Genomic DNA, 18902 nt, shown 5'->3' with positions numbered 1-18902 from the left:
ACTCGGCGTACCGTGATACGTGCACACAAATTCGGCTGGTTCGCTCACGCGCCCGGAAGCGCGGGGACCGCGGCCAGAGAACACGTCTGAGGAGACAGTGCTGTGACCGGGATCAAGACGACCGGCGAGAAGAAGCTGATGCTCTTCTCCGGCCGCGCCCACCCCGAACTGGCCGAGGAGGTCGCGCACCAGCTGGGTGTCGGCCTCGTTCCCACCAAGGCGTTCGACTTCGCCAACGGTGAGATCTACGTCCGCTTCCAGGAGTCGGCGCGCGGCGCGGACTGCTTCCTGATCCAGAGCCACACGGCTCCGATCAACAAGTGGATCATGGAGCAGCTGATCATGATCGACGCCCTGAAGCGGGCCTCCGCCCGGAGCATCACCGTGATCATCCCGTCGTACGGGTACGCCCGCCAGGACAAGAAGCACCGGGGTCGCGAGCCGATCTCGGCGCGTCTGGTGGCGGACCTGCTGAAGACGGCGGGGGCGCACCGGATCCTGACGGTGGACCTGCACACGGACCAGATCCAGGGCTTCTTCGACGGCCCGGTGGACCACCTGTCGGCGCTGCCGGTGCTGGCGGACTACGTGGGTGCCAAGGTCGACCGCTCCAAGCTGACGATCGTCTCCCCGGACGCGGGCCGCGTGCGGGTCGCCGACCGCTGGTGCGACCGGCTGGACGCGCCGCTGGCGATCGTGCACAAGCGGCGCGACAAGGACGTCGCGAACCAGGTGACCGTGCACGAGGTCGTCGGTGACGTGAAGGGCCGCGTGTGCGTCCTGGTGGACGACATGGTCGACACGGGCGGCACGATCTGCGCCGCCGCCGACGCGCTCTTCGCGCACGGCGCCGAGGACGTCATCGTGACGGCCACGCACGGCATCCTGTCGGGTCCCGCCGCCGACCGGCTGAAGAACTCGAAGGTGAGCGAGTTCGTGTTCACGGACACGCTGCCGGTGCCGGGCGGTCTGGAGCTGGACAAGATCACGGTGCTCTCGATCGCGCCGACGATCGCGCGCGCGGTGCGCGAGGTCTTCGAGGACGGTTCGGTGACGAGCCTCTTCGAGGAGCACTGAGCCGGAAGCACGTCGCGGAAGGGCCGTCCCCCGGGTGGGGGGCGGCCCTTCCGCACGTCCCGGTCTGATCCATTTGGGCGGTCCGGTGGCGGCGGGTAGACTGCCGGAGTTGCTCGGCGAGGGAGGCCGTACCCGTAGGGGTCATGGCGGTCCGTTATCGACGCGCTCTTCGTAGCAGGCCATCGCCAGTCGTGGCCGGGTGACCTCTTTTCCGTCACCTTCCCACGAGGAGTGCACCATGTCCGAGGTCAAGCTCGCCGCTTCCGTCCGCACCAAGTTCGGCAAGGGCGCGGCCCGCGCGATCCGCCGTGACGGCCAGGTCCCCGCGGTCGTCTACGGCCACGGCTCGGAGTCGGCGCACGTGACCCTTCCGGCCCACGACCTGGCCCTGGCGCTGCGCACGCCGAACGTCCTGCTCTCCCTGGACGTCGAGGGCAAGACCGAGCTGGCGATCCCGAAGGCCGTCCAGCGCGACGCCATCAAGGGCTTCCTGATCCACGTCGACCTGCTGCTCGTGCGCAGCGGCGAGAAGGTCACGGTCGAGATCCCGGTCCAGACCGAGGGTGAGCTCGCCGCCGGCGGCAACCTGCTGGAGCACGTGCTCGGCACCCTGTCCATCGAGGCCGAGGCCACCCACCTCCCCGAGGCCGTCACGGTCTCCGTGGAGGGCCTGGAGGCCGGTGCCTCCATCCTCGCCAAGGACATCGCGCTTCCGAAGGGCTCGACCCTGGTGACCGACGCCGACGCCGTGGTGATCCAGGTCCTGGCCGCGCAGGCCGAGGAGCCGGCCGCCGAGGGCGAGTCCACCGAGGGCGCCGAGGCCTGAGCCACGGGCTCTGCCATGTGACGGGGTGACGGGCCGGACGGTCCGTCACCCCGTTTTCCCTTGCGGGGGTAGGGACCTGTACGGACACGAGGAGACCTGACGCACATGACGGACGACGCCAACGCGCCCTGGCTGATCGCGGGCCTCGGCAACCCGGGGCCGGAGTACGCGGGCAACCGCCACAACATCGGCTTCATGGTCGTGGATCTGCTCGCGGAGCGGATGCGCGGCTCGTTCAAGCGGGCGCAGAAGGCGCAGGCGCAGGTCGTGGAGGGCCGGATGGGTCCGCCCGGTCCTTCGAGCCGCCGGGTGGTGCTGGCGAAGCCGATGTCGTACATGAACCTGTCGGGCGGTCCGGTGACGGCGTTGCGCGACTTCTACAAGGTGCCGGTGGCGCACGTGGTGGCGGTCCACGACGAGCTGGACGTGGACTACGGGGTGCTGCGGCTGAAGCGGGGCGGCGGCGACAACGGGCACAACGGTCTGAAGTCGATGACGAAGGCGATGGGTCCCGAGTACCACCGGGTGCGGTGCGGGATCGGGCGTCCGCCGGGCCGGATGCAGGTGGCGGACTTCGTCCTGAAGGACTTCTCGTCGGCGGAGCGCAAGGATCTGGACTGGTTCGTGGACCGGGCGGCGGACGCGGTGGAGTGTCTGGTGGCGGAGGGTCTGGAGCGGGCGCAGTCGGCGTACAACTCCTAGGGAACACCCGTACGGGGTGCGGCTGTACGATCGCGGGTCATGACGCACGTCCGTAACGCCGCCATGGTCCTGGTCGCCCTGCTCCTCGTCGTCGCGGGCGTGTGGTCCTCGTGGGGCTCCGCCCAGCACGTGCTGTTCGCCAAGGGGCGTGAGCACGGGACGCTGACGGTGGTCTCGTGCGGTGAGGAGAGGTGTGCGGGCCGGTACGTTCCGGGGGACTCCGGTCCGGGGCGCCGGACGCTGACGGTCGGGCGTTCGGTGGCGGCGGAGCCGGGGGAGACGATTCCGGTCGTGGTGAAGCCGGGCACGGACGAGGGCGTGCGGACGGGCTGGGGCGGTGGTCTGCACGCCTGGCTGCCGCTCGGCGGGGCGCTGCTGCTGGCGGCGCCGCTGGTGGGCGGCGGGCTGCGGCTGTCGCGGACGGCGTGGTCGATGGCGGGCCTGGGCGGGGCTCTGCTGGTGGCGGCGTTCTTCGCGCTGTGAGGGGTTCCTCCGGTCGCGGTGGGGGCCTTCCGGCCGCGAGGGGGGTTCCTCCGGTCGCGGTGGGGGCCTTCCGGCCGCGAGGGGGGTTCCTCCGGTCGCGGTGGGGTGTTTCCCGGCCGCTCTGCCCGGATTTCGCCGGTACCTGGCGCAATCGTTATGGGCCTCCGGCTTAAGGCTCACTTAAAGCGACGGATAGGCTGCCCCCGCCACCTCCCACGGCATCATCCTCATCCCACAGATGGACGACCGCACATGCGACGCACCCTCATATCTTCCGGCGCGCTCGTCGCCGCCGTAGCGGGTTCCCTGATCCTCGCGCCGGTGGCTTCGGCGTCGGGCCAGACGTACGACCTCAAGCTGCACCAGAAGACGCCGATCACGGCTGCCTCGTACGAGCAGGGCAAGTGCCCGAGCAGCATCCCGGCCGACAAGGACGGCTGGCACTTCGTCATCCCCGGCAACGGTGTGAACTTCGTCGAGCTGACGGTCCGGTTCGACGACGGCGCCCCGATCACGATCAAGGACTTCGGCCCGCCGAAGGACGACCACGCCTACGTGGCCTCCGAGCGCGGTGCCAAGCTGACCTCCGCGGTCGCCGTGGTCGACGGCAAGGTGAAGCAGGGCTTCTTCAACCTGTCGCACACCTGCGCGGCGAGCGTCGCCCCCACCCCGTCGGACAAGCCGTCCGAGACCACTCCGGGCACCCCGACCGGCACCCCCTCGGTCACCCCGTCGGAGACCACCCCGGGCACCCCCTCCGGCACGCCGTCCGCGACCACCCCGGGCACCCCGACCGAGACCACCCCGGGCACGCCGACCGGCACCCCCTCGGGCACCCCGTCCGCGACCACCCCGGGCACGTCCGCGTCCCCGACCGGGACCCCGGGCGCCTCCGAGACCCCCGGCGGCACCGAGTCGCCCGCCACGACCGCCCCCGCGGGCGGGAACGGCGGCCCGGGCACCCCCGGTGAGGGCGACCTCGCCGAGACCGGCGCCGGCGCCCCGATCGGCATCATCGCCGCCGCGGCCCTGGCCCTCGCGGCCGCCGGCGCGGTCCTGGTGACCCGCCGCCGCAAGGCCCAGCAGCACTGACGCACCCCGTCACGACGGAAGCCCCCGCCGGAGTCCCGGCGGGGGCTTCCCCGTGTGCGGAGGGGGGTCAGCCGGTGTTGCGCAGGCCCGCGGCCACGCCGTTCACCGTGAGGAGCAGGGCCCGCGCGAGCAGCGGGTCCGGGTCCTCGCCGCGCTCGGCGTCCGCGCGCTGGCGGGCGAGGAGGGCGACCTGGAGGTAGGAGATCGGGTCCAGGTAGGCGTCGCGGATGGCGAAGGTCTGCTGGAGGACCGGGTTGGAGTCGAGGAGCTTCTCGCCGCCGGTGATCCTGAGGACCTCGGCGACGGTCAGCTCGTGCTCGGCCCGGATGGTGTCGAAGACGTGCTTGAGGTCGTCCGGGACGAGGGTGTCGACGTAGTGGCGGGCGATCCGCAGGTCCGTCTTCGCGAGCGTCATCTCCACGTTGGAGAGGAAGTTGCGGAAGAAGTGCCAGTGCTCGTACATCTCGGCCAGGACCGAGGCGCCCTCCTGCCCCGTGCCCCCCTCGCGCAGGGCCTTGAGGCCGGAGCCGACGCCGTACCAGCCGGGGACGATCTGGCGGGACTGGGTCCAGCCGAACACCCAGGGGATGGCGCGCAGTCCGTCGAGGCCGGCGCCGGAGTCGGGGCGGCGGGAGGGCCGGGAGCCGAGGTGCAGGTCGGCGAGCTGGTCGACGGGGGTCGCGGCGAAGAAGTACGCGGGCAGGTCGGGGTCCTCGACCAGCCCTCGGTACGCGGTGTGGGCGGCGTCCGAGACGGTGTCCATGGCCGCGTCCCAGCGGGCGAGGGCCTCGTCGGACTGGCGGGGCGCGGTGTGCAGGGCGGACGCCTGGAGGGTGGCGGCGACCGTCAGCTCCAGGTTCTCCCTGGCCAGGGACGGGATCAGGTACTTGTCGGAGATGACCTCGCCCTGCTCGGTCACCTTGATCTCGCCCTCCAGGGTGCCCCAGGGCTGGGCGAGGATCGCGTCGTGCGAGGGGCCGCCGCCGCGGCCGACGGTGCCGCCGCGGCCGTGGAAGAGGCGCAGGCGGACGCCGTAGCGGTGGGCGACGTCGCGCAGGCGGCGCTGGGCGCGGTGGATCTCCCACTGGCTGGTGGTGATGCCGCCGAACTTGGAGGAGTCGGAGTAGCCGAGCATGACCTCCTGGACGTCGCCGCGGAGCGAGACGAGGCGCCGGTAGGAGGGGTCGGCGAGCATCTCGTCGAGGATGACGTCGGCGGCCCTGAGCTCGTCGGTGGTCTCCAGGAGCGGCACGATGCCGATCTTGGCCCAGCCGCCGTGCAGGTCGATCAGTCCGGCCTCGCGGGCGAGGACGGCGGCGGCGAAGACGTCGTCGGCGCCCTGGCACATGGAGATGATGTACGACTCGACGACTTCCGGGCCGAAGCGTTCGAACGCCTCCTTGACCGTGTGGAAGACGCCGAGGGTCTTGGCGCCGGCGGCGTCGAGGGGGGCCGGGGTGGGGGCGAGGGGGCGGCGGGAGCGCAGCTCCTTGGCGAGCAGCTTGCGCCGGTAGTCGCGGGGCATGTCCGCGTACCGCCAGGACTCCTCGCCCAGGCGGTCGAAGAGCTGGCCGAGGGCGTGGTGGTGGGCCTCGGCGTGCTCGCGGACGTCCATGGTGGCGAGCTGGAGGCCGAAGGCGGAGAGGGTGCGGATGACCCGTTCCATGCGGCCGTCGGCGAAGAGGCCGCCGCGGTGCTCGCGCAGCGAGGTCTGGATGAGGGTGAGGTCGTGGAGGAGTTCGGCGGTGCCGAGGTAGTCGCGGCCCTCCTGGTGCGGGGTGCCGTTGGCGAGGCGCTCGCGGGTGTTGACGAGCTTCTGCCGGATGCAGGTGGCCTTGAGCCGGTAGGGCTCCTCGGCGTTGAGGCGCTTGTAGCGGGGGCTGATCTCCGGGAGGAGGTCCAGGTCGCGCCGGAGGGAGTCCAGGAGTTCCTGGGTGGCGCCGGTGTAGCGGATGGAGTGGGAGAGCAGGCCGCGCAGGAAGTCGATCAGTTCGAGGGCGTCGGTGATGCCGTGCTCGTGCTGGAGGATCAGGACGTCCCAGGTGACCTGGGGGGTGACGTTGGGGTTGCCGTCGCGGTCGCCGCCGATCCAGGTGCCGAAGGTCAGCGGGCGGGTGCCGGCGGGCAGCTCGACGCCGACGCGCTCCAGCTCGGCGGCGAGGTCCTCCAGGACGTCGCCGACGGCGTTGGCGTGCAGCTCGTCGAGGTAGTAGATGGCGTTGCGGGCCTCGTCGGCGGGCTCGGGGCGGACCACCCGCAGTTCGTCGGTCTGCCAGATGAGGTCGATGTTCTCGGCGAGGCGCAGGTCGGTGCGGCGCCGGTCGCTCCGGGTGACGGGGGTCTCCAGGAGGACCGCGATCCGGCGGAGCTTGTTGAGGACGGAGCGGCGGGCGGCCTCGGTGGGGTGGGCCGTGAAGACGGGCCGTACGTTGAGGTTCCTGACGGTCTCGCGGACGTGTTCGGGGTCGCCGTCCTTGAGCATGTCGGCGGTGCGGGCGAGGAGGCCGCCCTCGGCGGCGCGCCTCTCGCGGAGTTCGCGGCCGCGGTGGACCTGCTCGGTGACGTTCGCGAGGTGGAAGTAGGTGGAGAAGGCGCGCACCAGCTTGGCGGCCGTCTCGAGTTCGACGCCCCGGAGCAGTTCGGCGGCGGCTTCGCCGTCCTCCCGGGTGAGGCGGCGGACCTTCTCGACGAGGTCGAGGAGTTCCGGTCCTTCCTGGCGGACGAGCGTCTCGCCGAGGAGGTCGCCCAGTCGGCGGATGTCGGCGCGCAGCTCGGTGCTGGCGGTGGGGGTCTGGTCGGCACTGCTCACAGGTGCGGCTCCTTGCAGTGTTTGAGCACGTCTGGAGGTGTTCTGGAGGCTTGCGGACCGCGCTGTCCGACGCACACAGGATAGGTGGCCGTCCCTCCGGTGGCGGCCAGGCCCCTCTCGTGCCCTCTTGCAGCGCGTCACGACGCTGCCATACTTACGACACCGTAGGTTACGGAGGCGTAGCCACAGGTCCGCCTCCGCGCGCGTCGCCCCTTTCCCCTCACCCCCCCAGGGAGACCCATGACCATGAGCCCCGAGATGACCTCGGCCACCGGGACGGCGGACGGTTCCGACGTCCTCCCCTCCGCCACGCTGGGCGGTGACAGCAAGCGTTCGGTCGAACAGGTCACGCTGCTGCTGTTCATCACGGTGCCGTTCCTGGCGCTGCTCGCGGCGGTGCCGCTGGCCTGGGGGTGGGGGGTGAGCTGGCTGGACCTCGGGCTGATGGTGGCGATGTACTACATCGGCTGTCACGGGATCACGATCGGTTTCCACCGGTACTTCACGCACGGCTCGTTCAAGGCGAAGCGGCCGTTGCGGATCGCGCTCGCGGTCATGGGGTCGCTGGCGGTGGAGGGGCCGTTGGTGCGCTGGGTGGCGGACCACCGCAAGCACCACCGGTTCTCGGACGCGGAGGGCGACCCGCACTCGCCGTGGCGGTTCGGCGAGACGGTCCCGGCCCTGATGAAGGGCCTGTGGTGGGCGCACATCGGCTGGATGTTCGACGAGGAGCAGACGCCGCAGCACAAGTACGCCCCCGACCTGATCAAGGACCCGGCGATCCGCGCGGTCTCGCGCCAGTTCGTGCTGTGGACGATCGTGTCGCTGGCGATCCCGCCGCTGGTGGGCGGTCTGGTGACGTGGTCGTGGTGGGGCGCGTTCACGGCGTTCTTCTGGGGTTCGCTGGTGCGGGTGGCGCTGCTGCACCACGTGACGTGGTCGATCAACTCGATCTGTCACGCGGTGGGCAAGCGTCCGTTCAAGTCGCGCGACCGTTCGGGCAACGTGTGGTGGCTGGCGGTGCTGTCCTGCGGCGAGTCCTGGCACAACCTGCACCACGCGGACCCGACGTCGGCCCGGCACGGGGTGCTGCGCGGCCAGGTGGACTCCAGCGCGCGCCTCATCCGCTGGTTCGAGAAGGCGGGCTGGGCCTACGACGTGCGCTGGCCGGCGAAGGCCCGCGTCGACGCCCGCCGCCGGGCCGCGTCCGCAGACGCGGCATGATGGAAGACGTGGCGATCGAGGGCAGGACCGGCGGGGCCGGCAGCGGCGGAGAGCAGAAGCCCCGGCGCGGGCGGCGGGTGCGGATGACGGGTGCGGAGCGCCGGGAGCAGTTGCTCGACATCGGCCGCACGCTGTTCGCCGCGAAGGGGTTCGAGGGCACGTCGGTGGAGGAGATCGCGGCGAAGGCCGGGGTCTCCAAGCCGGTGGTGTACGAGCACTTCGGCGGCAAGGAGGGGCTGTACGCGGTCGTGGTCGACCGGGAGATGCGCCAGCTCCTCGACGGGGTGACGGGCGCGCTGACGGCCGGGCACCCGCGCGAGCTCCTGGAGCAGGCGGCGTTCGCCCTGCTCGACTACATCGAGAACTACACGGACGGTTTCCGGATCCTCGTACGGGATTCGCCGGTGGCGCAGTCGACGGGCACGTTCGCGTCGCTGATCAGTGACATCGCCACGCAGGTGGAGGACATCCTGGGCCTGGAGTTCAAGGCCCGCGGCTTCGACCCGAAGCTGGCGCCGCTGTACGCGCAGGCCCTGGTGGGCAGCGTGGCGCTCACGGGCCAGTGGTGGCTGGACGTGCGCAAACCGAAGAAGGCGGAGGTCGCGGCGCATCTGGTGAACCTGGCGTGGCACGGCCTGGACGGCCTGGAGCAGAAGCCGCGGCTGATAGGGCACCGGAAGAGCTGAGGAGCGGGACCGCGCACCGTGGCCCTCCCGTCGGCGGGGCGGGTCCTCGGGCCGTCCCTTCCCCCTCGGCGGAGCAGGGCACCGCACCACCCCTCTCCCTCGGCGGGACCGATCGCCGGACCGCCTCTCCCCCGTCGGCGGGGCCGGTCGCCGGACCGCCTCTCCCCCGTCGGCGGGACGGGTCGCCGGACCGCCGTTCGTTGATCAACTCCCGTTCCGGACAAAAAAGTTACCGGGCAGTCAGAATGTGGTTCCCACCCTCTGGTCCCCGGCGCGAGCGTGGGTAAACTACGGGTCACATTCGGGGGTGGCCCCATCCTCGCGCGATGCCGTCTCCACGCGCCGACAGGCACGTGGGGGCGTTGTTCGAGTGCGCGCGAGTCCCCCTGCGCGATCCCGTCGAACTTCCGATCCCGGGGGGATTCTTGTTCTTCCTTGACTCCGGACGCGCCCGTCGCGTCGCCGCCTGCACCGCCCTCGCGCTCTCCGCGGGCATGCTCCTCGCGGGTCCCGCGTCCGCCGACCTCCCGGCGCCCCGTCCGGTGCTCCGCAAGCCGGCCGGTCCCGCCCTCCGGGCCCCGGCCCCGGTCCCGCCTCCGGTCCCCGCGGGGACGGGGGGCCGGATCGCCGGTGCCTCGGCGGCCGGCACCCCGCCGCGCTTCGACTTCGACGCCGACGGCCGCAGCGACCTGGTATTCCGCGACTACAACGGACAGCTCCGCATAGTCCAGCTCACGAGCCCCGCGAGCCAGGAACTCCTCCGCTCCGGCGGCGACATGTCGTTCGTCAAGGACGTCATCACGATCGGCGACCAGGACGCGGCCGGTGGCAGTCCCGAACTCCTGACGCTGTCCTCGGACGGCAAGCTGGTCATGTACACGAACATCTACGGATCCCAGATGGGCGAGCCGTCCCCCTGGAACGGCGGCGGCTGGCAGATCTACAACAAGGTCCTCTCCCCCGGCGACCTCAGTGGCGACGGCCGCGCCGACCTGCTGGCCCGCACGCCCGCCGGCGAACTGTGGGTCTACGTCGCCACCGGCGTGCCCACCGCCCCGTTCGAGGCCCGCCGGAAGATCGGCGACGGCTGGCAGGCGTACGACCAGCTGGTCGGCCTCGGCGACAGCGACGGCGACGGCAGGGGCGACCTCGTCGCCCGCACGCCCTCGGGCGACCTCTTCTACTACGGGAGCACCGACAGCCCCTCCTCCCTGAAGCCGCGCGTCAAGACCGGGTACGGCTGGCAGGCGTACACCCAGATCGTCGGGGCCGACGACGCCAACGGCGACGGCATCGGCGACGTGTACGCCCGGGACGCCAACGGCACGCTGTGGGCGTACGCGGGCACGGGCGGCGGCCACTTCGCCCCCCGCACGCAGTCGAGTCCGGTCGGCGCCTGGGGTGCCGGCATCGCCCAGATAGGCAGCGCGGGCAACGTCCCGGCGCAGGGCAAGGAGGGGTTCGCCGCCCGCGACAAGGCCGGCACGCTCTTCTGGTACAAGACGCAGGAGACCGGAATCCCGGCGCCCCGCAAGAGGATCAGCGACACCGGCGAGGTCGGCGGCCTCACCCTCTTCGAGGCCAACTCGCTCGACGGCGACGGCATCTCCGACACCCTGGAGATCTACCAGAACCACCTCTACGGCCCGAACTCCGACTTCGGGAGCGGCTGGAGCGTCTACAACCATCTGGTGGGGCCCGGTGACCTGAACGGCGACGGGCGCGGCGACCTGCTGGCCCGCGACGGCGCCGGCGACCTGTACCTCTACCGTTCCAACGTCTACGGCACCGCGTTCGGCCCGCGCCTGCGGATCGGCGGCGGCTGGGGCGCGTACGACCGGATCGTCGGCTCGGGCGACTACACCGGCGACGGGCTGAACGACCTGGTGGCCCGGGACGGGTCCGGGACGCTGTGGCTGTACCGGGGCACGGGCCGGGCCGACCAGGTGTTCAAGCCCCGCACGCAGGTCGGCACCGGCTGGAACGCGTACACGCGTCTGGTGGCGCCCGGCGACCTCACGGGCGACGGCAAGGGCGACCTGCTCGGGGCCGCGCCCAACGGCGACCTGTTCCTCTACAAAGCCACCGGCGAGGCGGCCCAACCGTTCAAGGCGCGCGTCAGGGTCGGTTACGGCTACCAGATCTACAACGCCCTGTACTGAGGCGCGTGAGGACGCGCGGGCGCCCCGCACCGGACGGTTCCGGTGCGGGGCGCCCGCGCGTCCGGGGTCTTCCGCGTGCGACAAGCGCGTCGGCGGGGCCCGGACCTGACGCATCCGGGAAATTGGTGGTTGCCTCGTCAACGAACAGAGATACACTCCCCGCACATCCGGGGGGGTGTTCGCCCTTCGTACGCGCCTCTTGCCGTACGAAGGCGTCGCGGAGCCCTGCCCCGGGCCCAGGTCCTCATGTTCCCCAGGGGGGAATCCTTTGCGTTCCGCTTTTCTCGGGCGCGCACGTCGTCTCGCGACATGCACCGCTCTCGCCCTGTCCTCCGGCATGCTGCTGGCGTCCCCCGCGGTGGCCGACCCGGCGCCGCGGCCCGTCGTGGAGCAGCCGCAGCGCGACCGTTCGCCGCTGAAGCTGATCCCGGAGGCGCAGTCCGGCCAGGCACGCGCCGCCGGTGCCACCGCCGCCGTCCCGGCGCGGTTCGACGTGGACGGCGACGGCCGTTCGGACATGCTCAACCGCGAGTGGGACGGTCAGCTGTACACCGTCCTGACCACCGACCCCTCGCCGGAGGGCGCGTGGACGGGCATGGGCGGCTCGACCGTCCTCAAGAACGACATCGTGCCGATCGGCGACCAGGACGGCGACGGCGCCCCCGAGGTGCTCACGGTCTCGAAGTACGGTCAGCTCGAACTGTTCTACGGCGCGAACTCGACGTACGCCTACCACGCCTGGACGGGCGGCAGCTGGACGGTCTACAACAAGGTCTTCTCGCCGGGTGACGTGAACGGCGACGGCAGGGCCGACCTCATGGGCCGCCAGCACAACGGCGACCTGTACCTGTACCTGGCCACCGGCAGGCTCGCCTCGCCGTTCGGCCCGCGCACCCGGGTCGGCACGAACTGGGGGGTCTACGACCAGATCGTGGGCCTCGGCGACAACGACGGCGACGGCAAGGGCGACGTGATCGCCCGCAACCCGGCCGGGAAGCTGTTCTTCTACGGCAGCACCGGCAAGCCGGCCGCGCCGTTCAAGCCCGCCAAGCAGGTGGGCACCGGCTGGGACGTCTACAACCAGCTCTTCCCCATGGACGACCAGAACGGCGACGGCCGGGCCGACCTCTACGCCCGGGACCAGAAGGGCGCCCTGTGGAGCTACCACGGGCTGGGTGACGGCCGGCTCGCGACCCGCGTCCAGGTCGGCTACGACCGGGGCGGGCGGTCCGTCGACCAGTTCAGCGGCTCGGGCGCCGTCGCCTCCTCCGGCAAGAACGCGTTCATGGCCCGTGACAACAAGGGCACGGTGTACTGGTACGGCGGCCTGAACGACGGCCGCCTGACCGCGCGCGACCCGCTGGAGGGCGACGCGACCGGGGCGGACCTCCTGTACGCCGCCGACCTCGACGGCGACACCTACGGCGACCTGCTCCAGGTGTACCGGGGCACCCTGTACCACGGCGAGACCGTCCTGGGCAGCAGCTGGCACGTCTACAACACGATCGTCGGCCCCGGCGACCTGAACGGCGACGGGCGGGGCGACCTGCTGGCCCGGGACGGCTCCGGCACCCTGTACCTGCACCGGGGCAACGGCGAGGGCACCGGCTTCTCCTCCCGGATCAGGATCGGCACCGGCTGGAACGCCTACAACCGCATCCTCGGCGCGGGCGACTACTCCGGCGACGGGCGCGTGGACCTGCTGGCCCGCGACAAGGCGGGCGACCTGTACCTGTACCGGGGCACCGGCTCGGCGACGAACCCGTTCGCGGGCCGGGTGCGGATCGGCACCAGCTGGAACGCGTACGGCAAGATCGTCGCGCCGGGCGACCTGAACGGCGACAACAAGGCCGACCTGCTCGGCGTGGCCGCGAACGGCGACCTGTACCGCTACCTCGGCACCGGGACCGGCGCCTTCGGCCCCCGGGCCAGGATCGGCACCGGCTACCAGGTCTACAACACCCTGTACTAGGGACCGCGGACGGGCGCCCCGCACCGGAGTTCCGGTGCGGGGCGCCCGTGCGTCCGGGGCCGTGCGGTGCGGGGCTCCGGATCAGGCCGGCCTGCGGGCGACGGCGAAGATCCGGCGGAACGGGAAGACCGTCCCGTGCGGGCCGGGCGGGTACGCCTCGCGCAGGAGGTCCCGGTACTGGCCGAGGAAGGCGTCGGCCGCCTCGGGGTCGTCGCCCAGGGCGGTGAGGACGGGCCGCAGGGCGGTGCCCTTGACCCAGTCGAGGACGGGGTCCTCGCCCTGGAGGAGCTGGCAGTACGTGGTCTCCCAGACGTCCGTCTCGCAGCCGAGGCCGGTGAGGCGGGTGAGGTAGTCGGCGGTGCCGAGGACGTGGACGAAGCGGCGGCCCCGGTCGCCGAGGCGGTCGCGCCACCGGGGGGTGTCGCAGAGTTCGCCGAGCAGGGCGTGGCTGGGCGAGACGAAGTTGCCGGGGACCTGGAAGGCGAGGGTGCCGCCGGGGCGGAGCCCGTCGATCCAGGCGGCGAAGGACTCGGCGTGGTCGGGGACCCACTGGAGGGCCGCGTTGGAGACGATCAGGTCGTAGGGCTCCTCCGGTGTCCAGTGGGCGGCGTCGGCGGGCCGGAAGTCGATCCAGCCGCCGCCCCGGGTGGTCCCCGACCAGTCCTTGTCGGCCCGCTCCAGCATCTCGGGCGAGAGGTCGAAGCCGGTGATGCGGGCGTCGGGCCAGCGGTCGGCGAGGAGGGCCGTCACGTTGCCGGGGCCGCAGCCGAGGTCGGCGACGCGGGCGGGCCGGCCGGCGGCCGGCAGGTCGGGTATGCGGGCGAGCAGGTCGAGGAAGGGCCGGGTGCGGTGGCCGGAATGGCGGAGGTACTGCTGTGGGTCCCACGTCGGTGCGGCGGATTCCACGAATTGCATGGTCGGAGCCCCCTTGCTGAAACGCATGGCCGAAAGCGGAACGGTGTTCCGGCCGGGTGCCTTCCCCATAGTCCAGAAGAATATATCTTGACCTCAAGAAATATTAGGTCAAGAAAATTGATCTCAAGAGACTTTATGTCAACAGACCCTCTACACTGATCGTCATGGAGGACGAGGTCGACCGACTGGTCGCAGCATGGCGCCGCGAGCGCCCCGACCTCGACGTGGAACCGCTCGAGGTGCTCAGCCGCGTCTCGCGGCTCGCCCGGCACCTCGACCGCGCCCGTCGGCTCGCCTTCTCCGAGCACCAGCTGGAGCCCTGGGAGTTCGACGTCCTCACCTCGCTCCGCCGGGCGGGGGCGCCCTACCAGCTCTCCCCCGGCCAGCTCCTCACCCAGACCCTGGTCACCTCCGGGACCATGACCAACCGCATCGACCGGCTCACCAAGAAGGGCCTCGTCGAGCGGCTCCCCGACCCCAGCGACCGCCGGGGGGTCCTCGTGCGGCTCACCTCCGAGGGCCGCGACCGCGCCGACGAGGCCCTCGCCGGCCTCCTGGCCCAGGAGCGCGCCATCCTGGCCCGGCTCTCCGGCGCCCAGCGCGCCGAACTGGCCGCGCTGCTACGCCGGTTGACCGCCCCGTTCGACAACGTCCCCGGTTAGGGCGGCGGGCGCGGGCACGGCTTCCGCCGCCCGCGCGTCCCCGTCCCCCACGGGCTCCGCCGGTCCCACGCCCGCCCGGCGGGCCAGCGCGACCGCGGCCAGGGTCGAGTGCACGCCCAGCTTCCCCAGGACGTTCTGCGTGTGCGTGCGGACCGTGTGCGGGGAGAGGAAGAGGCGCTCGGCGACCGCCTTGCGGCCCAGGCCCGCGACCATGCAGCGCAGCACCTCCCGCTCGCGCGGGGTCAGCGACTCCACCAGGCGCTCGCTGTCCGTGCGGTGCCTGCGCGCCGCCGTCAGCTCCCGCAGGACGCCCGTGAGCAGGGCCGGCGGCAGGTGCGTCTCGTCCCTCAGCACCCCCCGCACCACCGCGAGCAGCCGCTGGAGCGAGCAGTCCTTCGCGACCCAGCCGGACGCCCCGGCCTGGAGGGCGAGCGCGGCCCGCCGGGGGTCGTCCCGCTCCGCGAGCACGACGGCGCGGACGGCGGGCTGGACCCGGCGCACCCCGGCCACCAGGGAGATCCCGTCCGCCGCGCCCCCGCCGTCGTCGGACGCCGCGCGGGCCGCGGCCGCCCCGGGCGGCCCCGCGCCGAGGTCGGCGTCGACGAGCAGCACGTCGAACCGGCGCCCCTCCGCCGCGCCGCGCTCCAGACAGCGCAGGGCGGCCGGGCCGCTGCCCGCCGCGGTGACGTCCACGTCGGGCTCCGCCGCGAGGGCGGCGGCCAGCGACTCGGCGAAGACGCGGTGGTCGTCCACCACCAGGACCCGGACACGTGCCACGGACACTCCCAAGCGTCGGGGAACGGACCGGCGCGGGAACGGCGCCGGGGCGGGTCCGCCGCGGACACGGCCGCCGCCGCGGGGAGACGGACACCCGCGCCCACGGCGCCGTGTCGGCGGGTCTCGTCCCCCGGACGGCACCGGCCCCCGCCGGCACCGCCCCTCAGAGTAGAGGCGGGGCGGGACGGCGGGGGCCGATTCGCGGAACTGCCCGGCGCCGCGGGGCCGGTGGCGGCGCCCGGTCCGCCGGCGGGGTCTCAGAGGCGGCGGGCGCCCGTCGACGGCACGGCCGGGAAGACGGCCGGAGGGGCGTGGCCCGCCCCGGCGAAGGCCCGCTCGACGGCGGCGGCGACCGCCTCCGCCCGGCCGGCCTCGACCAGGACGAGGGCCGAGCCGCCGAACCCGCCGCCGGTCATCCGGGCGCCGAGCGCGCCGGCCGCGTTCGCCGTCTCCACCACGAGGTCCAGCTCGGGGCAGGAGACCCGCAGGTCGTCCCGGAGGGAGGCGTGGCCCTCGGTGAGGACCGGGCCGACCGCCCGGACGTCCCCGGCGTCCAGGAGCGCGACGGTCCGCTCCACGCGCGCGTTGTCCGAGACGACGTGGCGCACGTACCGGCGCGTCCTGTCGTCCTCCAGGAGCGCGAGCGCCTCCGGCAGGCGCTCGGCGTCCACCTCGCGCAGGGCGCGCACCCCGAGCGCCCGCGCGCCCGCCTCGCACCCGGCGCGCCGCTCGGCGTACGCGCCGTCCCCGAGCGCGTGCTTCACCCGGGTGTCCACGACGAGCAGCGTCAGCCCCTCGGCGGCCGGGTCGAAGGGGACCTGACGGTACGACAGGTCGCGGGTGTCCAGGTGGAGGGCGTGGCCCTCCCGCGCGCAGGCGGAGACCATCTGGTCCATGATCCCGCAGGGCACGCCGACGAAGGCGTTCTCGGCGCGCTGGGCGATCCGGGCCAGCTCCGGCCGGGAGAGCCCGAGCCCGAACAGGTCGTTCAGGGCGAGCGCCACGGCGGTCTCCAGGGCCGCCGACGAGGAGAGCCCGGCGCCGGACGGCACGGTCGAGGCGAGGTGGACGTCCGCGCCCGTCACCGGGTGCCCGGCCTCGCGCAGCGCCCGGACGACCCCGGCGGGGTAGGCCGTCCAGTCGCCGGGGGGCGGCTCCGGGGCGGCGGCGTCCAGCCGGACGGTCCCGCCCCCGGCGTCGGCCGAGTGCAGGCGCAGGACGCCGTCGTCACGGCGGGAGACGGCGGCGACGGTGGCCTGCGGCAGTGCGAACGGCAGCACGAAGCCGTCGTTGAAGTCGGTGTACTCCCCGATGAGGTTGACCCGGCCGGGAGCCGCCCAGATCCCGTCGGGGGCGGCCCCGTAGAGGCTTTCGAATCCGGCCGCGACGTTCACGGGCGCTCCCCCTCCCTCCGCAGGGCGAAGGCCCAGGCGTCGGCGACGACGTCCGCCAGGCCGGGGCGGGAGGGGGTCCAGCCGAGGCGTTCGCGGGCGGTGGCGGCGGAGGCGACGAGGACGGCCGGGTCGCCGGGGCGGCGCGGGGCGGCGGTCGCCGGGACCGGACGGCCGGTGACCTCCCGCACGGTCTCGATCACCTCGCGGACGGAGAAGCCGTTGCCGTTGCCCAGGTTGCAGATCAGGTGCTCGCCCGGCGTCACGGCGTCGAGCGCCAGGAGGTGGGCCTCGGCGAGGTCGGCGACGTGGATGTAGTCACGGACGCAGGTGCCGTCCGGGGTCGGGTAGTCCGCGCCGTACACGGAGACGGCCTCGCGCCGGCCCAGGGCGACCTGGAGGACGAGCGGGATCAGGTGCGACTCGGGATCGTGGCGCTCGCCGTACGCGCCGTACGCCCCGGCCACGTTGAAGTAGCGCAGCGAGGCGGCGGCCAGGCCGTGGGCGGCGCACTCCCCGCCGATCATGTGGTCCACGGCCAGCTTGGTCGCCCCGTAGGGGCTGGTGGGGGCGGTGGGGGCGGTCTCGGGGATCGGGACGGTCTCCGGTTCGCCGTAGGTGGCGGCGGTGGAGGAGAAGACGAGCCGGCGGACCCCGGCCGCGCGCATGGCGGCGAGCAGGGCGACGGTGCCGACGACGTTGTTCTCCCAGTACTTCTCCGGCTTCTCGACGGACTCGCCGACCTGGGAGGAGGCGGCGAAGTGCAGGACGGCGTCGTAGGAGCCGTCGAGCCACTCCGCGGCGGAGTGGACGCGGCCCTCCACGAACTCGGCGCCGTCCGGGACGGCTTCGGCGAAACCGGTGGAGAGGTCGTCGAGGACGGTGACCCGGTGGCCCCGCTCCAGGAGGTGGGCGGCGACGACGCTGCCCACGTACCCCGCCCCGCCCGTCACCAGATACCTGCGCGTCACGCGCCCGCCACCTCTCGCAGTCGCCGGGCCGCGTCCTCCGGCCGTACGTCGTTCATGAACGCGCCCGCGCCGGACTCGGTGCCCGCGAGGAACTTGAGCTTGCCGGGGGCCCGGCGGACGGTGAAGAGCTCCAGGTGGAGCCCGAAGTCCTCGCGCCGCCCGTCCGTGAACGGCGCCTGGTGCCAGGCGGCGATGTAGGGCGTCGGCGGTTCGTCCGGGCCGAAGATCCGGTCGAAGCGCCCGAGGAGTTCCAGGAGGACCCGTGCGCACTCCGCGCGGGCGTCGCCGTCGAGGGCGAGGAGGTCGGGCACCCGCCGCTTCGGGTGGAGGTGCACCTCGTACGGCCAGCGGGCGGCGTACGGCACGAAGGCGATCCAGTGGGCGGTCTCCAGGACCACCCGCTCGCCGTCGGCCCGCTCGCGGGCCACCACGTCGTCGAAGAGGTTCCGCCCGGTCGCGGCCCGGTGCTCGTCGATCCGGCGCCTCGTGGCGGCCGTCCGGGGCGTCACGTAGGGGAAGGCGTAGATCTGGCCGTGGGCGTGGGGGAGGGTGACGCCGATCTCGGCGCCCCGGTTCTCGAAGCAGTAGACCTGCTGGACGCCGGGGAGGGCGGAGAGCGCGGCGGTGCGGTCGGTCCAGGCGTCGAGGACGAGGGCGGCCCGTTCCTCGGTGAGGTCGGCGAAGGAGTCCGCGTGGTCGTCGGTGAAGCAGACGACCTCGCAGCGGCCGGCGCCGCCGGAGAGGGAGGGGAAGCGGTTCTCGAAGACCACCACCTCGTACTCCGCCTCGGGGATCTCGCTCTCGTGTCCGTCCCGGGAGGGGCAGAGCGGGCAGGCGTCGGCCGGCGGGAGGTAGGTGCGGGTCTGGCGGTGGGAGGCGATGACGACCGGGTCGCCGGTGAGTTCGTCGTACCGGATCTCGGAGCGGGAGGCGACGGGGGTGAGGGGGCGCGGGTCGGCGGCGGCGCGGACGGTGCCCTCGCGCGCGTCGTAGTAGATCAACTCGCGCCCGTCGGCGAGCGTGGTGGCGGTCTTCTTCACGGGGTGCCCTCCGGGCAGGACCAAGCACGATCAAACATAACCGCTCACAAAAAACCACACTCGAACATCGCGGTCAAGGGCGGTCCCGCCCCGGCGGTACGGGGCCGGGACCC

16 protein-coding genes are annotated in these 18902 nt (G+C 72.9%); 10 read left to right on the top strand and 6 right to left on the bottom strand.

All coding sequences use genetic code 11. The annotated features are described in order from the left end of the window. The first annotated feature begins 102 nt into the window (after positions 1–102). The 5 genes from ACFYZY_RS12490 to ACFYZY_RS12470 all read left to right on the top strand — a co-directional run bounded on the left by ACFYZY_RS12490 (position 103) and on the right by ACFYZY_RS12470 (position 4180). Positions 103–1077, top strand: coding sequence for a ribose-phosphate diphosphokinase (locus ACFYZY_RS12490; RefSeq protein ID WP_388692676.1), 975 nt, complete (start codon positions 103–105; stop codon positions 1075–1077). Between the two features lie 238 nt (positions 1078–1315). Then, positions 1316–1903, top strand: coding sequence for a 50S ribosomal protein L25/general stress protein Ctc (locus ACFYZY_RS12485; RefSeq protein WP_388692674.1), 588 nt, complete (start codon positions 1316–1318; stop codon positions 1901–1903). 105 nt (positions 1904–2008) lie between these two features. Further along, positions 2009–2605: an aminoacyl-tRNA hydrolase gene (pth, locus tag ACFYZY_RS12480; RefSeq protein ID WP_388692672.1), complete on the top strand. Its 597-nt coding sequence runs from the start codon at positions 2009–2011 to the stop codon at positions 2603–2605. Between the two features lie 39 nt (positions 2606–2644). After that, positions 2645–3088 (top strand): hypothetical protein, encoded by a 444-nt coding sequence (locus ACFYZY_RS12475; protein WP_388692670.1) that lies wholly within the window; start codon positions 2645–2647, stop codon positions 3086–3088. A gap of 252 nt (positions 3089–3340) precedes the next feature. Next, a complete protein-coding gene (locus ACFYZY_RS12470) occupies positions 3341–4180 on the top strand; it encodes an LPXTG cell wall anchor domain-containing protein (RefSeq protein WP_388692668.1) in 840 nt (279 codons plus the stop codon). 67 nt (positions 4181–4247) lie between these two features. On the opposite strand, the gene ppc is transcribed toward ACFYZY_RS12470, so the two are convergent. After that, positions 4248–6989 carry a phosphoenolpyruvate carboxylase gene (gene ppc / locus ACFYZY_RS12465; RefSeq protein WP_388692666.1) on the bottom strand — a complete coding sequence of 914 codons (2742 nt, stop codon included), beginning with the start codon at positions 6987–6989 and terminating at the stop codon, positions 4248–4250. Between the two features lie 240 nt (positions 6990–7229). Between ppc and ACFYZY_RS12460 the strand changes: the two genes are divergently transcribed. The 4 genes from ACFYZY_RS12460 to ACFYZY_RS12445 all read left to right on the top strand — a co-directional run bounded on the left by ACFYZY_RS12460 (position 7230) and on the right by ACFYZY_RS12445 (position 13033). Beyond that, on the top strand, positions 7230–8213 hold the full coding sequence (locus ACFYZY_RS12460; RefSeq protein WP_388692664.1) for an acyl-CoA desaturase: 984 nt from the start codon (positions 7230–7232) through the stop codon (positions 8211–8213). Beyond that, the gene (locus ACFYZY_RS12455) at positions 8210–8899 is read left to right on the top strand and encodes a TetR/AcrR family transcriptional regulator (RefSeq protein WP_388692662.1); all 690 of its coding nucleotides are present in this window, start codon (positions 8210–8212) and stop codon (positions 8897–8899) included. The genes ACFYZY_RS12460 and ACFYZY_RS12455 overlap by 4 nt, the downstream gene beginning before the upstream one ends. A 425-nt stretch (positions 8900–9324) precedes the next feature. After that, positions 9325–11061: an FG-GAP repeat domain-containing protein gene (locus ACFYZY_RS12450; protein ID WP_388692660.1), complete on the top strand. Its 1737-nt coding sequence runs from the start codon at positions 9325–9327 to the stop codon at positions 11059–11061. A gap of 337 nt (positions 11062–11398) precedes the next feature. Continuing rightward, positions 11399–13033 carry an FG-GAP repeat domain-containing protein gene (locus ACFYZY_RS12445; RefSeq protein WP_388692658.1) on the top strand — a complete coding sequence of 545 codons (1635 nt, stop codon included), beginning with the start codon at positions 11399–11401 and terminating at the stop codon, positions 13031–13033. 81 nt (positions 13034–13114) lie between these two features. Here the strand turns inward: ACFYZY_RS12445 and ACFYZY_RS12440 are convergent, their stop codons facing one another. Further along, complete coding sequence (locus tag ACFYZY_RS12440; RefSeq protein ID WP_388692657.1) at positions 13115–13948, bottom strand: trans-aconitate 2-methyltransferase; 834 nt, start codon at positions 13946–13948, stop codon at positions 13115–13117. Between the two features lie 164 nt (positions 13949–14112). Here ACFYZY_RS12440 and ACFYZY_RS12435 point away from each other — a divergent pair, with 164 nt between their 5' ends. Beyond that, positions 14113–14610 (top strand): MarR family winged helix-turn-helix transcriptional regulator, encoded by a 498-nt coding sequence (locus ACFYZY_RS12435; RefSeq protein ID WP_388692656.1) that lies wholly within the window; start codon positions 14113–14115, stop codon positions 14608–14610. Here ACFYZY_RS12435 and ACFYZY_RS12430 read toward each other — a convergent pair. The 4 genes from ACFYZY_RS12430 to galT form a co-directional block, all read right to left on the bottom strand. Beyond that, the gene (locus tag ACFYZY_RS12430) at positions 14569–15399 is read right to left on the bottom strand and encodes a LuxR C-terminal-related transcriptional regulator (protein ID WP_388692655.1); all 831 of its coding nucleotides are present in this window, start codon (positions 15397–15399) and stop codon (positions 14569–14571) included. The genes ACFYZY_RS12435 and ACFYZY_RS12430 overlap by 42 nt on opposite strands. A gap of 245 nt (positions 15400–15644) precedes the next feature. Then, complete coding sequence (gene galK, locus ACFYZY_RS12425; protein ID WP_388692653.1) at positions 15645–16781, bottom strand: galactokinase; 1137 nt, start codon at positions 16779–16781, stop codon at positions 15645–15647. Further along, positions 16778–17749 (bottom strand): UDP-glucose 4-epimerase GalE, encoded by a 972-nt coding sequence (gene galE / locus ACFYZY_RS12420; protein WP_388692651.1) that lies wholly within the window; start codon positions 17747–17749, stop codon positions 16778–16780. Before galE ends, galK begins: the two co-directional genes overlap by 4 nt. Continuing rightward, positions 17746–18789, bottom strand: a complete 1044-nt coding sequence (gene galT / locus ACFYZY_RS12415; RefSeq protein WP_388692649.1) for a galactose-1-phosphate uridylyltransferase — start codon at positions 18787–18789, stop codon at positions 17746–17748. The genes galE and galT overlap by 4 nt, the downstream gene beginning before the upstream one ends. Positions 18790–18902: the final 113 nt, after the last annotated feature.

The organism is Streptomyces sp. NPDC001744 (genome assembly GCF_042892575.1).
GTDB lineage: Bacteria > Actinomycetota > Actinomycetes > Streptomycetales > Streptomycetaceae > Streptomyces.
The sequence above is the reverse complement of the archived record's forward strand: the minus strand, read 5'-3'. Positions and strand labels throughout refer to the sequence as shown.

Excerpts from the sequence above, each read along its gene's own strand:
- ACFYZY_RS12485 (WP_388692674.1), top strand. The coding sequence starts at position 1,316 with ATGTCCGAGGTCAAGCTCGCCGCTTCCGTCCGCACCAAGTTCGGCAAG.
- pth (WP_388692672.1), top strand. The coding sequence starts at position 2,009 with ATGACGGACGACGCCAACGCGCCCTGGCTGATCGCGGGCCTCGGCAAC.
- ACFYZY_RS12475 (WP_388692670.1), top strand. The coding sequence starts at position 2,645 with ATGACGCACGTCCGTAACGCCGCCATGGTCCTGGTCGCCCTGCTCCTC.
- ACFYZY_RS12470 (WP_388692668.1), top strand. The coding sequence starts at position 3,341 with ATGCGACGCACCCTCATATCTTCCGGCGCGCTCGTCGCCGCCGTAGCG.
- ACFYZY_RS12460 (WP_388692664.1), top strand. The coding sequence starts at position 7,230 with ATGACCATGAGCCCCGAGATGACCTCGGCCACCGGGACGGCGGACGGT.
- ACFYZY_RS12455 (WP_388692662.1), top strand. The coding sequence starts at position 8,210 with ATGATGGAAGACGTGGCGATCGAGGGCAGGACCGGCGGGGCCGGCAGC.
- ACFYZY_RS12445 (WP_388692658.1), top strand. The coding sequence starts at position 11,399 with ATGCTGCTGGCGTCCCCCGCGGTGGCCGACCCGGCGCCGCGGCCCGTC.
- ACFYZY_RS12440 (WP_388692657.1), bottom strand. The coding sequence starts at position 13,948 with ATGCAATTCGTGGAATCCGCCGCACCGACGTGGGACCCACAGCAGTAC.
- ACFYZY_RS12435 (WP_388692656.1), top strand. The coding sequence starts at position 14,113 with ATGGAGGACGAGGTCGACCGACTGGTCGCAGCATGGCGCCGCGAGCGC.